Genomic DNA, 15,763 nt, shown 5'->3' with positions numbered 1-15,763 from the left:
GCAGTTTGCGCGTGCTCTAACGCTTTGGCCTTGTTAAGCTTATAGGCCAAAGGGGGACACATGCGCTACAGCAGAGCTGAACGGCTTATTCAACTTGCACTCGAAATGCAGGCTGCGCGTGGTGGTTTGACCATCGCTGATATCGAGGAAAAATTTGACGTCAGCCGGCGAACTGCAATCCGAATGCGTGATGCAGTGATGCGGGCTTTCCCCAATGCCACCGAGGTTCCTACCGGGGAGCGGACCAAGCGCTGGCGCCTTAGCCCTGGCGTAGCACAGAGTTTTGCAGAGATAACATCAGACGACCTCGCCAGCATCGAAATCGCCGCCGCTGCCATGGAACGGGCGAATCTTCCTGTTCACTCTCAAGACCTGCGAGGTGTAGCCGCGAAGATCCGAAACCTAATTGAAGGGGGAGCCCTCAATCACATTGAACCCGACCTTGAGGCGCTCACCGAGGCTGAGGGTTTGGCGCACCGAGCTGGACCTCGCCCCCACATCTCCCCGAGCATTTTCGATGGGCTGAGAACTGCGATCAAGTCGTGCCGCAAGGTTTCTTTCGACTATGCTTCGCGCAGCGGAAAGTCGTCCACCCGTCGAACTGTTGCGCCTTTGGGCTTTCTGTATGGCCATCGCCACTACCTGGTCGCCCTTCAAGAGGGCGCAACGAAGCCTAAATTTTTCAGCTTACCTTCGATCAGCAAGCTGAAGCTCGAGACGGACGGCTTTGAGCGCGATCCTGGCTTTAGCCTGAAGGAGTTTGTTTCTCACAGCTTTGGCGTCTTCGAGGAGGCTCCCGTGGACGTCGTTTGGCGGTTTTCCGCTGAGGCAGCTCCTTTGGCGCGGACTTTCGTCTTTCATCACAGTCAATCCGTTGAGGATGAAGCGGATGGAAAGCTGATTGTTCGTTTCCGAGCCGGTGGTCTGCTGGAAATGGCCTGGCACCTCCTGAGCTGGGGCGATCAGGTTGAGGTCATAGAGCCAGCCGCTCTAAGAGATCTTCTGCCGGAAAAAGCTCAGTCATGGCCTGCTCTTCCGTGAAAATGGCCAGCAAGTCTGGCTGCGCCCAGGGGCAAGGCGACGTCCTAGAAGATTGGACAGATGCAAATCGCAAGGCTTGGGAAATTGAACAGGCCTGGAGCCTGTTAGAACAATCCTCGCCAACCGTATACGCCATGCGGAACGGATGGAGGCAGCAGCGATACGAGCAGCAAGGCGGCCGCTGCCTCTACTGCCGGCAGCATCTAATCCGCAGCGAGGCTCTCGCTAAAATCCCTAATTCACTGACACTAGACCATGTAATTCCTTTAGCCAAAGGCGGACCAGACACTTTCGACAACACGGTCGCTGCCTGCCACGCATGCAATCAAGCCAAAGGAATGCTCGATTTAGGAGAGTTTTCAACTCATCCCATTCGGCTCCAGAGATTGACCGCCGCAAACACTCCACCTGAGCGGTTAAGCGCAGACGAAAAGAGTCCTTACTACTCCAAAGCCGCTCTTGACCGAGAGGTGCGCGTTTTTTTTAACGAACGCGAGCGGTTTGACGTCCATGAATATTCGGTAACAGAAAAATGGATTCTTGTGCCAGCTGGAAAGTCAAAAAATAGATTTGGGCAGCCGTTGTTAATCAAGCTTTGGGGCCATATTCGAGTTCAATATCCTTCGGAACTCGACGATCTGTTGCGTGCCGGCGCTCTTGATTTTCCTCCGATGTCAGCAGCATCATTGGAACAGGGGGGATAAATAATCATGCCATTCAAGCCTGGTGAGCGAGTGCGCCTTAAGCGCGACCCATCTTCAATGGGGATCGTGACGGATGCACCTCCCCAAGAGATGACAGGTCGCCTCATGATTGAGGTGGAGTTTCCTTCGGGACGGGCTCGGCGTCCCGCAAGCCAGCTTGAGCGCGTAGAAGCCGAAACTAGCGCTATTGAAGATCTAAGGAACGGCAAGCTCTCATCGCCAATCGATCTCAGGCGGACCATCAATCATCTTAGAATGACCGGCAAACTGGCCGACATGATCTATGCCATGGGTGCGACAAACACCCAGTTTCACGCATACCAGTTCAAGCCATTACTCAAGCTTCTTAACGCCCCCGCTAGAGGCCTGCTCATTGCTGATGAAGTCGGCCTTGGTAAGACTATCGAAGCTGGCCTTATTTGGACCGAACTTGTTGCCCGCTTTGATGCTCGGCGGCTGTTGGTTGTTTGCCCCAAGCCGTTGGTGGAGAAGTGGCGGGCTGAGTTAAGATCTAAATTCAACGTAGAAGCGAAGGCCTGCAATGCAGCCGATCTTTTGGATTTGCTCCGGGACGACGCAGAGCGCAGACAGGGTTTCGCCGCCGTCGTGTCGCTGTCTTCAATCAGGCCGCCTGCCAAGTGGAATGATGATCTGGAACCCAACCAGACTGCTAGAGGTGAACTTGCGCGCCTACTCGCAGATGAGAGGGAGGATGAGCTGTTTGACCTGGTGATTTTTGATGAAGCTCACCACATGCGAAATGCCGATACAGCCAATCACAAGCTCGGTCAGTTGGTTACTGAAGCCTCCGATTACAGCCTTCTGCTCTCAGCTACCCCCATCAACCTTAGGTCGAATGACCTGCGCGTTTTGCTGAAGCTGCTAGACCCCGACACCTTCGAGAACGAATGGCAGTTCTCAATGTTGCAGGATGAAAACGCACCATTGGTAGCAGCCTGCGAGGCTGCCAGAAATCCGAGTGTACCTCTCGCCAATGTCGCTAAGTTGATCGAGGAGTTACCGCCAGGGCGCGTGTTAAAAACAGGGGGACGCCTTAAGCGACTTCGCGCTGAACTTGCAGGGGGCATGGAAGACACTCCGGAAACACGCGTTCGATTGGCTGCACGCCTTGAGGAAATGTCGCTCCTCGGATCAATTGTGAACCGGACACGTCGCCGTGACGTAACCGAATTCAAGGTCGAACGCCGCCCCCAAACCATAACTTGGGACATGTCTGCGGAAGAACGGAACTTTTACGACCGGATTACCCACGCGATCGAGCGCTACGCATTCGACAGGGATCTTAATGAGCGTTTTTTGTTAGCTCAGACACAACGGTTGCTCGCGTCAAGCCTAGCGTCAGCCTATCGTCATTGGGGGGAAAAAACTGGAAATCTCTCGCTTGACGAAGAGGACGATGATGCACCGAAATCGGTGCCCGGGCCATTGATCAGCGTCCTTGGTGATATCTGCAACAACCATGCTGACCTGGCTGAGTTGGAGCATAACGATACCAAATTCAACAAGCTGAGTGCAGCGATCAAAGGCCTTCAGGTAGCGGAAGGGGATCAAAAGCTAATCGTCTTCTCAAGCTTCAGGCGGGTCATTGGTTACCTCAAGGGGCGCCTCGAAGCACAAGGTATCAATGTTCTAGAACTGCATGGCGGTATCAAGGAAGATCGCCAGCAGACTGTAGAGCGGTTCGCAGATGCGCCGGGTGGGACCGTGCTCCTTACCTCAGAGGTGGGTGGCGAAGGTCTCGACCTTCAATTCTGTCGCATCGTACTCAATTGGGATCTGCCTTGGAACCCAATGAAGGTCGAGCAGCGGATCGGCCGCGTAGACCGTATTGGTCAGCAGGCTGAGACCGTCGACATTATCAATCTGATTGCAAGCAACACGATTGAAGAGATCGTTTATGACCGCCTCTACAAGCGCCTCGACATCATTCGCTATGCGCTCGGCGATTTTGAGCCGATTCTCGGAGATATCGTAAAAGATCTCGATATCATCCTCTCCGATCCCAAGCTGAGCCTGAAGGAGAAAGCGAAGCAAATCGAACTCGCCACGATGGCAGCGGAAACTCGTAAGCAGCAAGCGGATCAACTGGAACGCGAGGCTCCAGGGCTAATTGCGCACGGTGAGAACATCCTAAACCGGATCAAGGAGGCAAACGCCCCACACAAGATGCTCACCAGCAGCGACCTAAGGGACTATATCGTCAGCACCTTGGTCGAGAGTTTTCCAGACACCCGCTTTGATCGGGTGCCAAACTCGCCAGCCGAAATATACGAGGCTAGATTGTCCTCACGCGCGATGGCCGAGTTTTCTAGATTTTTGGATACCTCAGCCAAGCGCTATCCAACACGGTTTCGGCGCGATGGCGGGTCTGGAGTCCGCGTCATATTCGGAAGCAATCCCGATCCTGGTCGCTACAGAGCAATTGACACGATAACTATGACGCACCCGCTAGCAAGGTTCGCTTCTGAGATCCGTCAGCGGCGACTAGCCGGCCTTGCGGTTAAACCTGTCACGTCGCTGCAAATTTCTCGAGATCAAGCCGCAGGAATAAAGGCGGGGCGCTACGCTGTAGCTGTTGAGCGCTGGTCGATCGACGGTCTAGTACCGGTCGATAAGCTGTTCTACCTTGCGTCAGAAATTCAAACGGGGAGGATAGTGAGCTCGGACGACGCAGAAAAGCTCCTCATTCAAAGCTTGGCGTCTAACCCCAGCCTATCGGCCTTGGCGCCTGAGGAGCTTAATAGCGCTATCGACACGGTCGAGAATGCGATCCTCGAGCATATTGCCGCAGCTAGAGACGACTTCGAAAACGCCGAAGCTGCTCGACACTATGACCAGATTGAGACCCAGATCGCACTGGTACAGGAGCATAGGGATCGAAAACGCATCGAAATGGAGACGCGTATTCGTGATCTGGAACTATCCGGCGGTGACGTGCAGCAGAAAGACAAAAAGCTGCGTTCGGCTAAGATGCATCGCGGAAAGCTCGACAAGTTCCTGGCCCGAATGGATGTCAAACTCGACGATCTAAAGGTCAAGGAAGATGCCTTCGAAATTGCCCAGCCACAGTTGGTGGGGGTTGCCATCATCGAAGTGAGGGGTTGATCGAATGAGCCGGAATCGCCGCTTTCCGCCGGTTAAGCTTGGAGATCTTGGCACTCAATTAGGTGATCTGAAGCGTACTCTGATCAAAGCTGAGGCTGCTGCTGCAGAAGTAAAACGCCAGGAAGAGGAAGCGGAGAAAAAACGTGCGGCATCCGAGCTTCCAAAGCCTGCTCCAAAACCGACTGGGCCAAGGCCGCAACTGAAAAAAGCCTATCTTGACCGACTGAACACCCCACTACCGGGGGAGGTCAAAGCCAATCCGAAGACTACGACGTCGCCACCTCCGGCGCCCAAGCCAACAGTCATTCGCAAACCAATCGTAAGGCCCGAACCTCCTGCACAGCCAAAGCCTGCACAAATTAGTCCTGCAAAAATGCGCGAGCTTGCCGCCGATAAGGTGCGGGCACTGGTCGCCGCTTCGACGCCTTCGATCGAGGAGCGGCCAACCGCGATCTCTAACTCAAGCAGAAACAAAATTGACCAAGCTGTTTCGGCGGGCGCGGATCTACTTCGGGAAAATCCAGGGCCGGACGAGGACGGCTACATCATCGGGTTCGACTTTGGTACGAGTTCCCTTAAGGTGGCTTACCGTCAGCCTTACGTTGCGGACGATCCCGTCGCAGTGCTGCCCGTTCCAAAAGAGCTGCGCTCTGCCAATCACCCTGGCCTTTGGCAGAGCGTTGTATGGTTTCACCCACAGAAGGAAACATTCTCGCTTTATCCGGAAGATGGAGCGATTGCTCTTGATGGCTTCAAGACAGGGCTCATTGCAGGGAATGGTTGGAAGGCGATGCCTCAATCAGCCAATGTAACTCGGGGTGAAGCGGCAACGGCATTTTTGACATTGCACTTCGCCTACATTGTGGGTGCTTACTCGATTGAGCAGCCTCTGCATCCCGTAGGAGGTGAGCATTTTGCTCTAATAAATATTGGCATTCCGGTTGCGGTTCGTGACGACAAGAGGGCTTTTGCCGAATTTTCTCGCTTAGTCGCGGCAGCATACGCGTTGGCACCGGACGCATGCTCTCTGCGCCTCGACAGACTTAAGCAAGAATTGGCTAGCGCGCCCACAAAATTGCCAGAGTTTTTGCAGTTAGTACCTGAGCTTACTGCTGCGATTGCTGGTTATGCGGCAGACCCTATGGTGCAGCTTGGCGCCCATATCTTGGTAGACGTAGGAGCATCCACCCTTGATATCGTGGCCTTCAACCTCCAAGCGCAGCTAAGAGCTGCTGTTTTTACAGCTGGAGTTGACCTTTTCGGTGCTGGCGCGCTGCAGATTGCCCGCGCTGGAGGCGTCGATGACGACGATTTCACGCGTGCATGCGATCATCTTTTCGATGAAGTCTATGGAAGAGCGAAAGCCGATAATCGCGCACCGAGTTTGTTCAAGCCGGGGCCTCGTGGACCTTTAGGACGCGGTGAAAAGCCAGTGCAATTGGTCATAACAGGTGGTGGCTGCGATACCGATATTCACACCCGCTTTATAAACACTTTGCCTCGGGAAAACGTCCTGGGAGCGATCCCGTTTAAACGTCCAACTCCACCACCCAAGATCCTGAAGGAACCCGGGGACCAGTCGCGACTGTTACTCGCCTATGGGCTCACTCGGGACATAACAGAGCTTCATGAGTTACGACTTCCCTCAGAGATTGAGGACATCAAACCTATACCAGTTCAAACCTTCACGATGATCGATAAGGATATGGTTTGATTACAAAGCCCTGCATTGGTTGTGCAGCTCAATCTTCCTCCGCCAATTTCTGAACGAACGCGATGTCCTCGACCGGTTCGTCCCAGCGGTCGGAAAACCGTGTCCAGCGTTCGATCCGATTCTGGAACACAGGGTCATCGATCGAAATATGAAACGTATAGAGCCGGTTCACGATTTCCATCATCAGGGCGCGCATTCCATCCTGGTCGAGGTGGGACACTTCATTCCAGGGTATCTCTCGCCCATCAGCGTCAATTACGCGAACGTCAGAATAATCGCCGGCATGGGTGATGGGAACTTGGCCTGCATGCAGGGTTTCGATGCCCGTATTGCGGACGCACATCATCGCCAACGTTTTCGCGATTGTGGCAGCAATGCGCTTTTCGGTCTTCGGTTTCATTTGCTCACTATAGCCGCAAATCGGCCGTGTAGTAGGCTCGAACTATTTCGGCTGCATCCGTGCCAAGCACGGGCAATGGGTCTGCCGCGGCATTGACCTGCGGGATTTCCACTAAAGCACCATCGCCGCCAAACTGATCGACAACCTCGCGGAGCCCGACCCCATAGTCCGGAAACGACAGAACGATGATGTCGGGGTGATCCGCCCATTGCGACTGTGGCCGATAAAAACTCAGATTGCCTCCCCGCGGTTGAAACGTTGCACCTGGAACGCTCGGCGGCGGCAAGACCGCAAGGATGTCCAGCGGTGAGATGCTCTCGATGACCGTGCGCAAATCTTGCGCGATCGCTTCGGGATCAGACTCAAACCATCGCGGGTGTGGCTCGATACCGTCGAACCGCTCCGGGAACAGTTGAATAAACGAGTTCGGTAGGCATCGCCTGTGGAACTCGACCGCCGAGCAGAACCGCTCAACCGGATCCCGCCAGAAGGCATAGATGGCCGTCGGCGCGATTGCCGCCCCGAAACACGCCTCAGCCAACCTAATCGCCTCCGGAACCGTGGGATGTCGTCCCATCTCGCCAACCAAATCAACCCCGATCTGTCCAAGCACAGCCCGGGCCGTCTGAGATCCATTCTTCGGTACGCCGATGAACAGCGTCTGGCGGTCATGCGAAATGATCATGGGTTAGATCCCAGTCGTGGTGTTGGTGTAGGACCCGGCCGCAAAGCTGTAGGACGGCGTGCCAGACGTCAGAGAGCGGCTCAGCAGCGAGAAGCTTCGGAAAGTCAGCGACCAGAAGGTGGTGCCGATGCTGGGCGACGAGGCGCTGTAGGTCACGCCTTGGGTCGAGGCCCCTGCGACCGACCATGTTCCAGTCTTCGAGCCATCGATTGGTACTTTGAAGATGGCGCCGCAGAGGTCCATGTAACCGTAGGGCGAGAAGTCCATCATGGTGTAGATCGAGAACACCATGGCCGTAGAGCTGACCGCGAGGCCGGTGAGGCTGAATGAGTTAGCCCCGTTACTCGTGTCGAGGCCAACTGAGCGGGCCAACAGCAAGGTGCCATCGGTCGAAAACTGATAGATGTCCGCCCCGGCATAGATCGGCGCAAAGACCCGCAGACTGCCGTCCGGCCCCAGGTTCACCAAACCACTGCCGTAGCTAGACGGAAGAGACTTCTGCCACTGAATAACGGCCCCAGAACTGATCTTAAGCAGGCTCAGCGTGCCGTTGATGCCTGCGAGCCAGTAGATGTTGTTGCTGCTGTCTACCGCAACGCCATAGCCGTAATCATAACCCGTACTCCCGATTGAGCGCTGCCAGCTCACCGAGGGGGTGGCCGTATTGATGACGGTGATCAGGGCGTCGATATTTCCGGCAGTCGACGTCGAGGTGTTGCCCGAAAGGACCAGCAGGCTGCCGTCCGGGCTGAGGGCCATCTGGCTGGCATATTCGTTGCCGGAGCCACCAATCGACCGCTGCCACAGCAGGGTGCCGGCGCTATTGTATTTGGCGATCAGCGCGTCGGCATTTCCGGAGCCACCGCTCGATGTTGAATAGCCGGCCACGTAGACGCTACCGGACGCATCCACCGCCCCATTGTACCATATTTCCTGGCCCGAGCCGTTGAGGCTGCGCTGCCATTGCAGGGTTCCCGAGGTGTCGAGCTTGGCCAGCCAGCCAAAGTAGTTGCTCGAGTAGTAGGCGCCAGTGAGGTAGATATTGCCGGCGGCATCGATCCAGCCGCCGTTGATGAATGGCCCAGAGACGTTTCGGGTCCACAAAAGCGCGCCGTCCCGGTTCCATTTGAACACCGCGCTGGTGGCGCTGGCGTAGATGTTTCCGCTGCCGTCAGTGCCGAGGATCTGGAAATTGACTACGGTTGAACCAAACGTCGCATACCAGAAGCTCTCGTTCGATTTGCCGTAGAGATTGGAGAGCGAGACCGGACCCGATGCAACGCCGGCAAGAGAACGCACGGCCGCCTCGCCAAGTGAAGTCGTGGTGGTTGAAGTACGTCCCAGTTCGACCGCGACATTGCCAAGCGATATAGGCCCTGAGGTCTGCAGCGTCATGCGCGGGCCTCGAGGCGATCGACCTTGTCAGCCAACTCTTTCACGGCTTCGACCAGCATGCCAACCAGATTGCCATAGGCGACAGACAGCAGGCCATCGTCGTGGGCCATCACCGCCTCGGGCACGATCGGCGCCAATTCCTGAGCCACTAGGCCAATCCCGCGGCTACCAGTGTCGCGCCGCGTAAAGATAACCCCTCGCAGGCTTCGGACTTGGTCAAGCGCACCTGCGATGGTTGTAATGTCGGCTTTGAGCCGGGCATCGGAATAGGCTGTGATATCGCCGGTCGCGGTGATTGAGCCCGACACGGAGATGCTGCCGGTGAAGCTGTCGCCCGCCTTGTTGGCAGGCGTAAATCCAAGCGCGCCGGTCACATCGCCGGAGGTCATGGACGAGCCAGCGGTGACCCGGCCTTTCGCATCGACGGTGACCTTGAGATAGGTCCCGGCCGTCACGCCGGAGTTTGCCAGGGTCGCGGCGAACGACAGGTTTGCAGAGCCGTCAAAGCTGCCGCTGGTGCCAGTGACATCGCCTGTGAGCGCAATGATCCGCCCGGTCGCCCACTTGGTCGCAGTGGCAGCATTGCCGGTGCAGGAGCCGGATGAACCCGTGATCGATCCGCTGCTGGTGATGTAGCCGCTTGGATTGGTGGAATTGTAGGGCGTGAAGCCCAGCGCGGTCGTCACCATGGCCGAGGTCAGATTGCCAAAGCCTACCTGGACGACGGTGCCGCCTGCGGTCTTCGAAAATAGCTTCTGGTCGGCCAGATTGACCGCGAGTTCGCCCGCCTGAAGCGAAGCGGCCGCAGGGACGCTGGATGCGGTCGAGGACCGTTTAAGCAGGATGGTGCTCGGCATCAGAAAGTACCACCATCCAGTGTCACGCCATCAATCGAGCCACCGGTGATTGCGACGTTGCTCGCCGCCTGCGTCGACATGGTGCCAAGGCCAGAAATGTCGGTGTTGGGGATCGTGGCCGATGCGGTGAAGGCTGCGGTGCCGTTACCCTTGAGGTAGCCGGTAAGCGTGGTTGCCCCCGAACCGCCCTTCGCCACGCCGAGCGTACCGCCGATATTGCCCAGCGTCAGGTTCGCTTCGTTAACATCGACTGTTGGGTTACCGGCCACACCATCGCCATTGGTGACTGCGATCTTGGTCGAGCCGGCCGCTAGGGTGCGTGCTGCCACAGTTCCTGCTGCTGTCCGGGCAATGATCCCATTGGTGGCAAGGTTATGGAGTGCGAGCGCCTGACCGGTCAGCCCAACGCTGTCAGCAGCTACGGTAATGCCTGTGCCGGCACCCACGTCGATCGTGTTGCCAGTCTTGGTGAGGCCATTGCCGGCGACGATCTGCCCTGCGCCATTGAACTGGACGAAGGTGATCGCTGTCGTGCCCAGAGTGCCGCCAACATCAACCGTGCAGAGATAGCCGACGTCGGCGTTCACCGAGCCTTGTTCGACAAAGAGGTAGGCCGAGACATGCTCGTCCCAGGTCGAGAGATCGACGGCCCGGGACCAGGCGCCAGCGGCAACGACATAGACGCCATTTGCCGAAGTCGAGGTCTGGTCCTTCACCAGCACTCGGTCACCAACGGCAAGAGCTACCCCGTCGATGGTCATTGCCCCGGAAAGCGAGGCGATGTTCGCGGTCGATGCAGCTTTCACCGAAGCCTTGGGATCGAGCCCCTGAACGGTCAGATCAACGTAGTTCTTGGTGGCTGCGTCCTGGGCAGCTGTCGGGTCAGCAAGACCAGTGATGCGCTGGCTATTGAAGTCCAGCGCAGCGGTAGGTGCAGCCAGCTGGTCGAGCCGGTTCGCCCGCACTCTGGCATCAGTGAAGTAGAGGTTGGTGCCTTCCGCAACATCGCTGCTCGAGAGCGTGATTGCGCCGGTCCGGCCAGCAACCGAGGTCACCGGGAAGGTGATCGCAACATTGCTGGCCGCCGTCACGCGCCCCTTGGCATCGACTGCGACCTGGCCAACCTGTGTAGCGGAGCCATAAGTCCCAGCGGTGGCGCCACTATTGGCGAGTGTCAGCGCAATCGAGGCGTTCGCAGAGCCATCAAAAGTCGCAGAGCCCGTGCCGTCACCCGTGATCGAAAAGGTCCTCGCAGTCGCAAGCTTGGTCGCGGTTCCTGCATTGCCGTCGATGGAGCCCGAAATTGTCGAGGTGAAGGTCTTGACCCCGGCGATGGTCTGGGCACCGGTCGTCGCCACAAAAGCACCCGAGCCGCCGATCGCGATGACCGAGGTCGCCGTGCCGCCAGCGCCGCCCGTGCCGGTGCCGTAATAGAGGGTGTTGTCCTGTTCGTTGAACGCGAGCTCGGCATTGGCAAGCGAAGCCGGAGCCCCAGCCGCACCGCCTGCAGCCCGCCGCTTGATGCGCAGGGTATTGGCCATCAGAAATTACCTCCGTCGACCAGTCTGGTCGCTTTCTCGTTGATCCATGTGTTGGTGGGGGATGAGTAAGTGAGGACGTCCCCGCCCTCGGGCGTGGCGAGATCGACATCGCTGAGATCGGTCAGCGCGCTCAGCGGCCCGGGTGGGCCAGGAGGACCCTGTGGCCCGGTGAACCCGCGTGGGCCCGAGATCCCGGCACTCGAGACATCTAGGGTGATGCTCGTGCCGTCACTCTCGACAAGGATGGTCTGGACCGCCTCGACGATCTGAAGCGCTGCACTCATTCGACATCAAACGTGAGGGTCGGAAGAACCTCACGCTCCCCGCTGTCGTTCTCGAAGCCGAGGGTCAGCCAAACCCGACCAGCGCCGGGAGCCAATGGAGTGGTCTGCTCGTCGGTCCATAGAACCTCGATCTGCCCGCCCGAAGCTGGGATCAGGATCGCAAGCGCGGGCGGTGCAATGTTCGGACTTTGATCGATGACCATGAGCGTGAGCCCGGAAAGATCCCGGGCCAGTCCTGCGCTTTGGTCGGCAAAAAAGGTGGCGCGCACGCGCTTAGTGCCGCCCCGGCGAATGGTCAGCCTGGTCATCGATGCACCTGATCGGAAAAGAGGGTGGCGGGAGCCGAAGCCCCCGCCATTGAGCATCAGCCGATGCGGGCCGTAGCCGTCTTGCGGAACAGGACGCCGCCGATACCGGTCAGTGCCAGCACCACGGTCAGGACGTCAGTCTGATCGAGCCCGGCGGGCAGAACGCCGAGCGTACCGGCAATGCCCCAGAGGCTGCCAATGACGCCGGTCCAGATGGCCTTCGAGGTCCACCAAGGTTTGAGGTCTTCCATGTCATTTCTCCAATAAAAAACCCGCCAGAAGGCGGGCGGGATGATCCATCTGCAATGTGCAACGGATGGTTGGGTCAGGCTTCGTTGGTGGAGAGCGCACCGGTTGCTGCCAGTTCTACTGGCTTTGCTGTTGCGGGTGCAGCCTTGTAGACGGGACGGCGGACCGCGATGCAGCGATCCTTGGCAATGCGGGTGATGGTCACGCCATCGGACTGGTTTCCGCCAAGCACATGAAAGGCGCCATAGTCCTGGCCGATGTAGAGCCCGACATGGCCGGAGACCTCACCACGCCGGAACACGAGCACATCACCAAGCTGGGGCTTTGCGCTCCCGTCCTTGCCGAAGTTCACCCAGCTCCTCGCCCAAAGTGGCTGGCTTGGCAGCGCCTTACCTGCTCGTTTGGCGACAATGGCCGCGAAGAGCCCGCACCAGGGGATCTCGTCGCGGTTGTAGACCTTGGCGAGCCCCAATTCCTTGGCCCAGCCGAGGATTACCGGATTATCGGCGGAGCCCTGCGCTTCAACGGTGCCGAAGAGCTTCCGGGCTTCTGACACCATCTTTGGCAAAGGTTGCAAGTCATCGAGCCAGCGGTAAGCTGGCGGTAGCGGGTTCATGGGTTCTCTCCTTTTGGAGGTTAGCGGCCTGAGAAGCCTTTGAAGGCGGCAGTGATCACTGCGATCGCCGCAACCAGGGTCGATAGCCATTTGACGAAGCGCACAACGCCAGTGGCCGTGTTCCAGGCGTCAAGCAGGTCTTTCAGTTCCTTGCGCACGGCCTTGAGCTCTGCCTGGACGGCTTCGAGGTCAGCACGGATCAGGGCCATTTCCACTGCGGGGTCTTGTTCGGGCATGGGAGGTCTCAGCGGATCGAGCAGATGATAGCGATGTCACCGGGCAAGAGATCGACAGAGTAGCCCGGCATCGGATTGAAGTCGGTCTCCCGCTGGCGTGAGCCGGTGGCGTAGTGGACGAACAGCGCGGGGTCGCTCAGCACGTGAGGCTCGGTCAGCACCTCCAAACGGTACTGAACACCCGGCGTCCGCTTCAATTTCTGTACCACGCAGCACAGCGTAAAGTCGTCTTGGAAGTGGCGGGTGAACTCGCCAGCAGGCAGATAACCGCCGCCGTTCTCGACGTTGTGGCAGCCGGGCGTCCAGGCTTGCGTGATAGGGCCATCCGGCCCCTCGAAGACGTACTCGGCCGATCCGTTGATGCAGATGGACACATGCTCGCACAGGGTCCAACCGACACCAGCCTCGTGCATCTCGGCGATGGTGGCATTGAGACGGGGCGGCACAAAGTCCAGCATCGGCCAGAGCCTCCACGAGTTTGCTGGCCGGCGGAACGTGAAGTCGTTCTTGAACACCCCGTAGTTGATCTCGAGGTCGTCGTTGATCGCGATCACCTCGTCGGTGACCGTCGGCCTGCGCTCTGCCTGCATGTCCTGTTTTCCTCTAGCTAACCGTGACCGAGACAACCTCGCGCACAACGTGGGCGCCGGACTGGCCGCCCGATGTGCTGATCGCGGCGCCACCCTGGGTCGCGGAGAGGTTGAACGTGTCGGTCGCGGCGTTGACGACGAAGTAGGTTGTGTTGGCGAAGATTCCGGCCGGAAGCACTCCGGAGGTCGTGAACTGGACCCGCTTGCCGTTTGTCAGTCCGTGACCTGCTGAAGTGACCGTCGCCGGAGTTGCGATGGTGATCGTGGCGGTGCGCGGCAGCATGCAGGCAAAGACGTTGCCGCTCAGCGTGCCATTGGCCTGATAAGCTGTGATAGGGTCCTTGTAGCCATAGCGGGTGCCAGAGCCGGAGCCTGTGAAGCTGAGTGCCGCGCCGCCAAGCGTGGCCGCAATCTTGAACGCGCTCGCACTGACCACCGACTGGACATAGTAGATGGTGAACGCAGTCAGTCCGCTGGGCATGCCGCCGCTGCAATAGAACTGGACCGGATCGCCGACGGCAAGCCCATGCGACGTCCAGTTGATGGTGTTGGTGGGCGATGGACTGAAGGTGATCCCAGTGACGTAGGTCGCCCAGGAAACCGAGCCCGCGCTCAAGAGATAGACCGTGCCGTTGATGCGCAAACGGCTGGGCTCGGGCGTCAAACTGTATCCGTCGAGACCGATCAGCGTGCGCGACGTCGCAGCGTAGAAATCATACTCATGGGCAATCGCGCGGATGTTGCGACCCTGCCAGTTTGCCGGCGTGAAGGCGCCGCTCACAAGTGATGTGAAATAGCCGCCATCAGCGCCGAACTGCTCGCCAGCGCTGTATTTGTCGCCCCACGAGTAGTAGCTGACGGGCAGATCTATCTGCCGCTCGTCGCCTCCTGATCCGAGTAAGACTCCAAGCACGCCGGACATCAGCTAATCCCCGTGCCGGAAACGAACCAGACGTTGGCCTCGACCTTTATCAGCGTGGCAAGGCCGCGCACGGCGAGCGTCCGATTGCCAGTGCTGGTGGTGCCGGCCTGACAGAGTGTCACGCCTGAACCCTGCGCGATCGTGATGGCTGCGCCGCCGTTGTTGACGATGGTGATGGTTGTCCCGATCGGGAAGCCGACAGTGCCATTGGGGGGCACAGTGATGGTCTGGGCCGCTGAATTGAGCGAATAGATGTGCTTGCCATTGTCAGCCGCGACCAGCTGGTAGGAAGCGCTCTGGGCATTCTGAGGCACTTCGCGAAATCCGATCGCCCAGGCCGAACCGCCCGCATCATTGACTGAGGAGCCGCTGGCCGCACCCGAGATCGTCTTGTTGGAAAGCGTCTGGCTATCTGTCGTCCCAACGACTGCACCGGTCGGAACCGACCTGCCGGACCAGGAGGCGAGATTGGCGCTATAACCCTGGACATCACTGCCGATGACCAGCCCCAGATTGCTGCGAGCGGTTGGCGCATCGGGTGCGCCGGTTCCGCCATTGGCCATGGCTACCGTGCCCGTAATTTTGGCGCCGGACAGTGAGGTCAGCCAGGCGGGATCTGCATAGGAGCTGGTGGTAAGCACGGCATTGCCGGAAACCGAAGGTGCGGAGAGCGCCACCGTCCAGGAGGCAATCGTACCGCTCCCTCCGACCATCGCCACATTGACGGCGAGCGCACCGGTGCCGCTCGTGTAGGCGGTGATTTGGCCATGCATCCAGTTTGCCGGGCTGGCCGTGCTGGTGATCGTCACCCATTGTCCGACGACAAAGACTTTGCCGGTCTGGACGGTCAGCGATTTGGAGCCGGTGCCGATAGCCAGCGAGGTCGTACTCGTGGCGCTGGTGCCGGGGGCATTGACGGCCGTAGCTGCGCTCGCGGCAGCATTGGTGGCGTAGCCATTGACCTCGACCGCCAGGGCATTGGCCTCCGTGCCGAAGGTTGGCAGGGCGCCAAGGAAAGCATCCGCGCGCGCAGAGAAGTTCGCCGCATCCGTCCGGGACGGCGGCGTGGGCAGTGCTGTGATAGGCATGAAATTA

General features: G+C 58.4%; 17 protein-coding genes. 4 read left to right on the top strand and 13 right to left on the bottom strand.

Features of this window, described 5'->3' with window-relative positions; all coding sequences use genetic code 11:
* Nucleotides 1–60: 60 nt before the first annotated feature.
* Genes BG023_RS05220 through BG023_RS14435 form a run of 4 tightly spaced genes read left to right on the top strand, consistent with a single transcriptional unit; the run spans nucleotide 61 to nucleotide 6,585 of the window.
* Entirely contained in the window at nucleotides 61–1,041 is a 981-nt protein-coding gene (locus BG023_RS05220; RefSeq protein WP_069309516.1) for a helix-turn-helix transcriptional regulator, read from the top strand.
* A gap of 2 nt (nucleotides 1,042–1,043) precedes the next feature.
* Entirely contained in the window at nucleotides 1,044–1,745 is a 702-nt protein-coding gene (locus BG023_RS15055; protein WP_233993093.1) for an HNH endonuclease, read from the top strand.
* Between the two features lie 6 nt (nucleotides 1,746–1,751).
* Nucleotides 1,752–4,871: a helicase-related protein gene (locus tag BG023_RS05215; RefSeq protein WP_069309515.1), complete on the top strand. Its 3,120-nt coding sequence runs from the start codon at nucleotides 1,752–1,754 to the stop codon at nucleotides 4,869–4,871.
* 4 nt (nucleotides 4,872–4,875) lie between these two features.
* Nucleotides 4,876–6,585, top strand: coding sequence for a hypothetical protein (locus tag BG023_RS14435; protein ID WP_150122791.1), 1,710 nt, complete (start codon nucleotides 4,876–4,878; stop codon nucleotides 6,583–6,585).
* 28 nt (nucleotides 6,586–6,613) lie between these two features.
* Here BG023_RS14435 and BG023_RS05210 read toward each other — a convergent pair whose 3' ends face one another.
* The 13 genes from BG023_RS05210 to BG023_RS05150 form a co-directional block, all read right to left on the bottom strand.
* Nucleotides 6,614–6,985: a hypothetical protein gene (locus BG023_RS05210; RefSeq protein ID WP_069309514.1), complete on the bottom strand. Its 372-nt coding sequence runs from the start codon at nucleotides 6,983–6,985 to the stop codon at nucleotides 6,614–6,616.
* A gap of 7 nt (nucleotides 6,986–6,992) precedes the next feature.
* Nucleotides 6,993–7,670, bottom strand: coding sequence for a hypothetical protein (locus BG023_RS05205; protein ID WP_069309513.1), 678 nt, complete (start codon nucleotides 7,668–7,670; stop codon nucleotides 6,993–6,995).
* Nucleotides 7,671–7,673: 3 nt separating this feature from the next.
* Entirely contained in the window at nucleotides 7,674–9,065 is a 1,392-nt protein-coding gene (locus BG023_RS05200; RefSeq protein WP_069309512.1) for a hypothetical protein, read from the bottom strand.
* Nucleotides 9,062–9,922, bottom strand: a complete 861-nt coding sequence (locus BG023_RS05195; protein WP_069309511.1) for a tail fiber domain-containing protein — start codon at nucleotides 9,920–9,922, stop codon at nucleotides 9,062–9,064. The genes BG023_RS05200 and BG023_RS05195 overlap by 4 nt, the downstream gene beginning before the upstream one ends.
* Entirely contained in the window at nucleotides 9,922–11,463 is a 1,542-nt protein-coding gene (locus BG023_RS14860; protein ID WP_069309510.1) for a beta strand repeat-containing protein, read from the bottom strand. The genes BG023_RS05195 and BG023_RS14860 overlap by 1 nt, the downstream gene beginning before the upstream one ends.
* On the bottom strand, nucleotides 11,463–11,747 hold the full coding sequence (locus tag BG023_RS05185; protein WP_069309509.1) for a hypothetical protein: 285 nt from the start codon (nucleotides 11,745–11,747) through the stop codon (nucleotides 11,463–11,465). The genes BG023_RS14860 and BG023_RS05185 overlap by 1 nt, the downstream gene beginning before the upstream one ends.
* On the bottom strand, nucleotides 11,744–12,055 hold the full coding sequence (locus BG023_RS05180; protein ID WP_069309508.1) for a hypothetical protein: 312 nt from the start codon (nucleotides 12,053–12,055) through the stop codon (nucleotides 11,744–11,746). The genes BG023_RS05185 and BG023_RS05180 overlap by 4 nt, the downstream gene beginning before the upstream one ends.
* A 56-nt stretch (nucleotides 12,056–12,111) precedes the next feature.
* The gene (locus BG023_RS05175) at nucleotides 12,112–12,306 is read right to left on the bottom strand and encodes a hypothetical protein (protein ID WP_069309507.1); all 195 of its coding nucleotides are present in this window, start codon (nucleotides 12,304–12,306) and stop codon (nucleotides 12,112–12,114) included.
* Between the two features lie 74 nt (nucleotides 12,307–12,380).
* Entirely contained in the window at nucleotides 12,381–12,920 is a 540-nt protein-coding gene (locus BG023_RS05170) for a TIGR02594 family protein (protein WP_069309506.1), read from the bottom strand.
* 20 nt (nucleotides 12,921–12,940) lie between these two features.
* Entirely contained in the window at nucleotides 12,941–13,156 is a 216-nt protein-coding gene (locus BG023_RS05165; RefSeq protein WP_069309505.1) for a hypothetical protein, read from the bottom strand.
* 8 nt (nucleotides 13,157–13,164) lie between these two features.
* Nucleotides 13,165–13,746 carry a hypothetical protein gene (locus BG023_RS05160; protein ID WP_069309504.1) on the bottom strand — a complete coding sequence of 194 codons (582 nt, stop codon included), beginning with the start codon at nucleotides 13,744–13,746 and terminating at the stop codon, nucleotides 13,165–13,167.
* A 13-nt stretch (nucleotides 13,747–13,759) separates the two neighbouring features.
* Complete coding sequence (locus tag BG023_RS05155; protein ID WP_069309503.1) at nucleotides 13,760–14,668, bottom strand: hypothetical protein; 909 nt, start codon at nucleotides 14,666–14,668, stop codon at nucleotides 13,760–13,762.
* A complete protein-coding gene (locus BG023_RS05150; RefSeq protein ID WP_069309502.1) occupies nucleotides 14,668–15,756 on the bottom strand; it encodes a hypothetical protein in 1,089 nt (362 codons plus the stop codon). The genes BG023_RS05155 and BG023_RS05150 overlap by 1 nt, the downstream gene beginning before the upstream one ends.
* Nucleotides 15,757–15,763 lie beyond the last annotated feature (7 nt).

Source organism: Porphyrobacter sp. LM 6, assembly GCF_001720465.1.
In the GTDB taxonomy this organism is placed as follows: Bacteria; Pseudomonadota; Alphaproteobacteria; order Sphingomonadales; family Sphingomonadaceae; genus Erythrobacter.
This window is presented reverse-complemented; position numbering and strand designations above follow the sequence as displayed.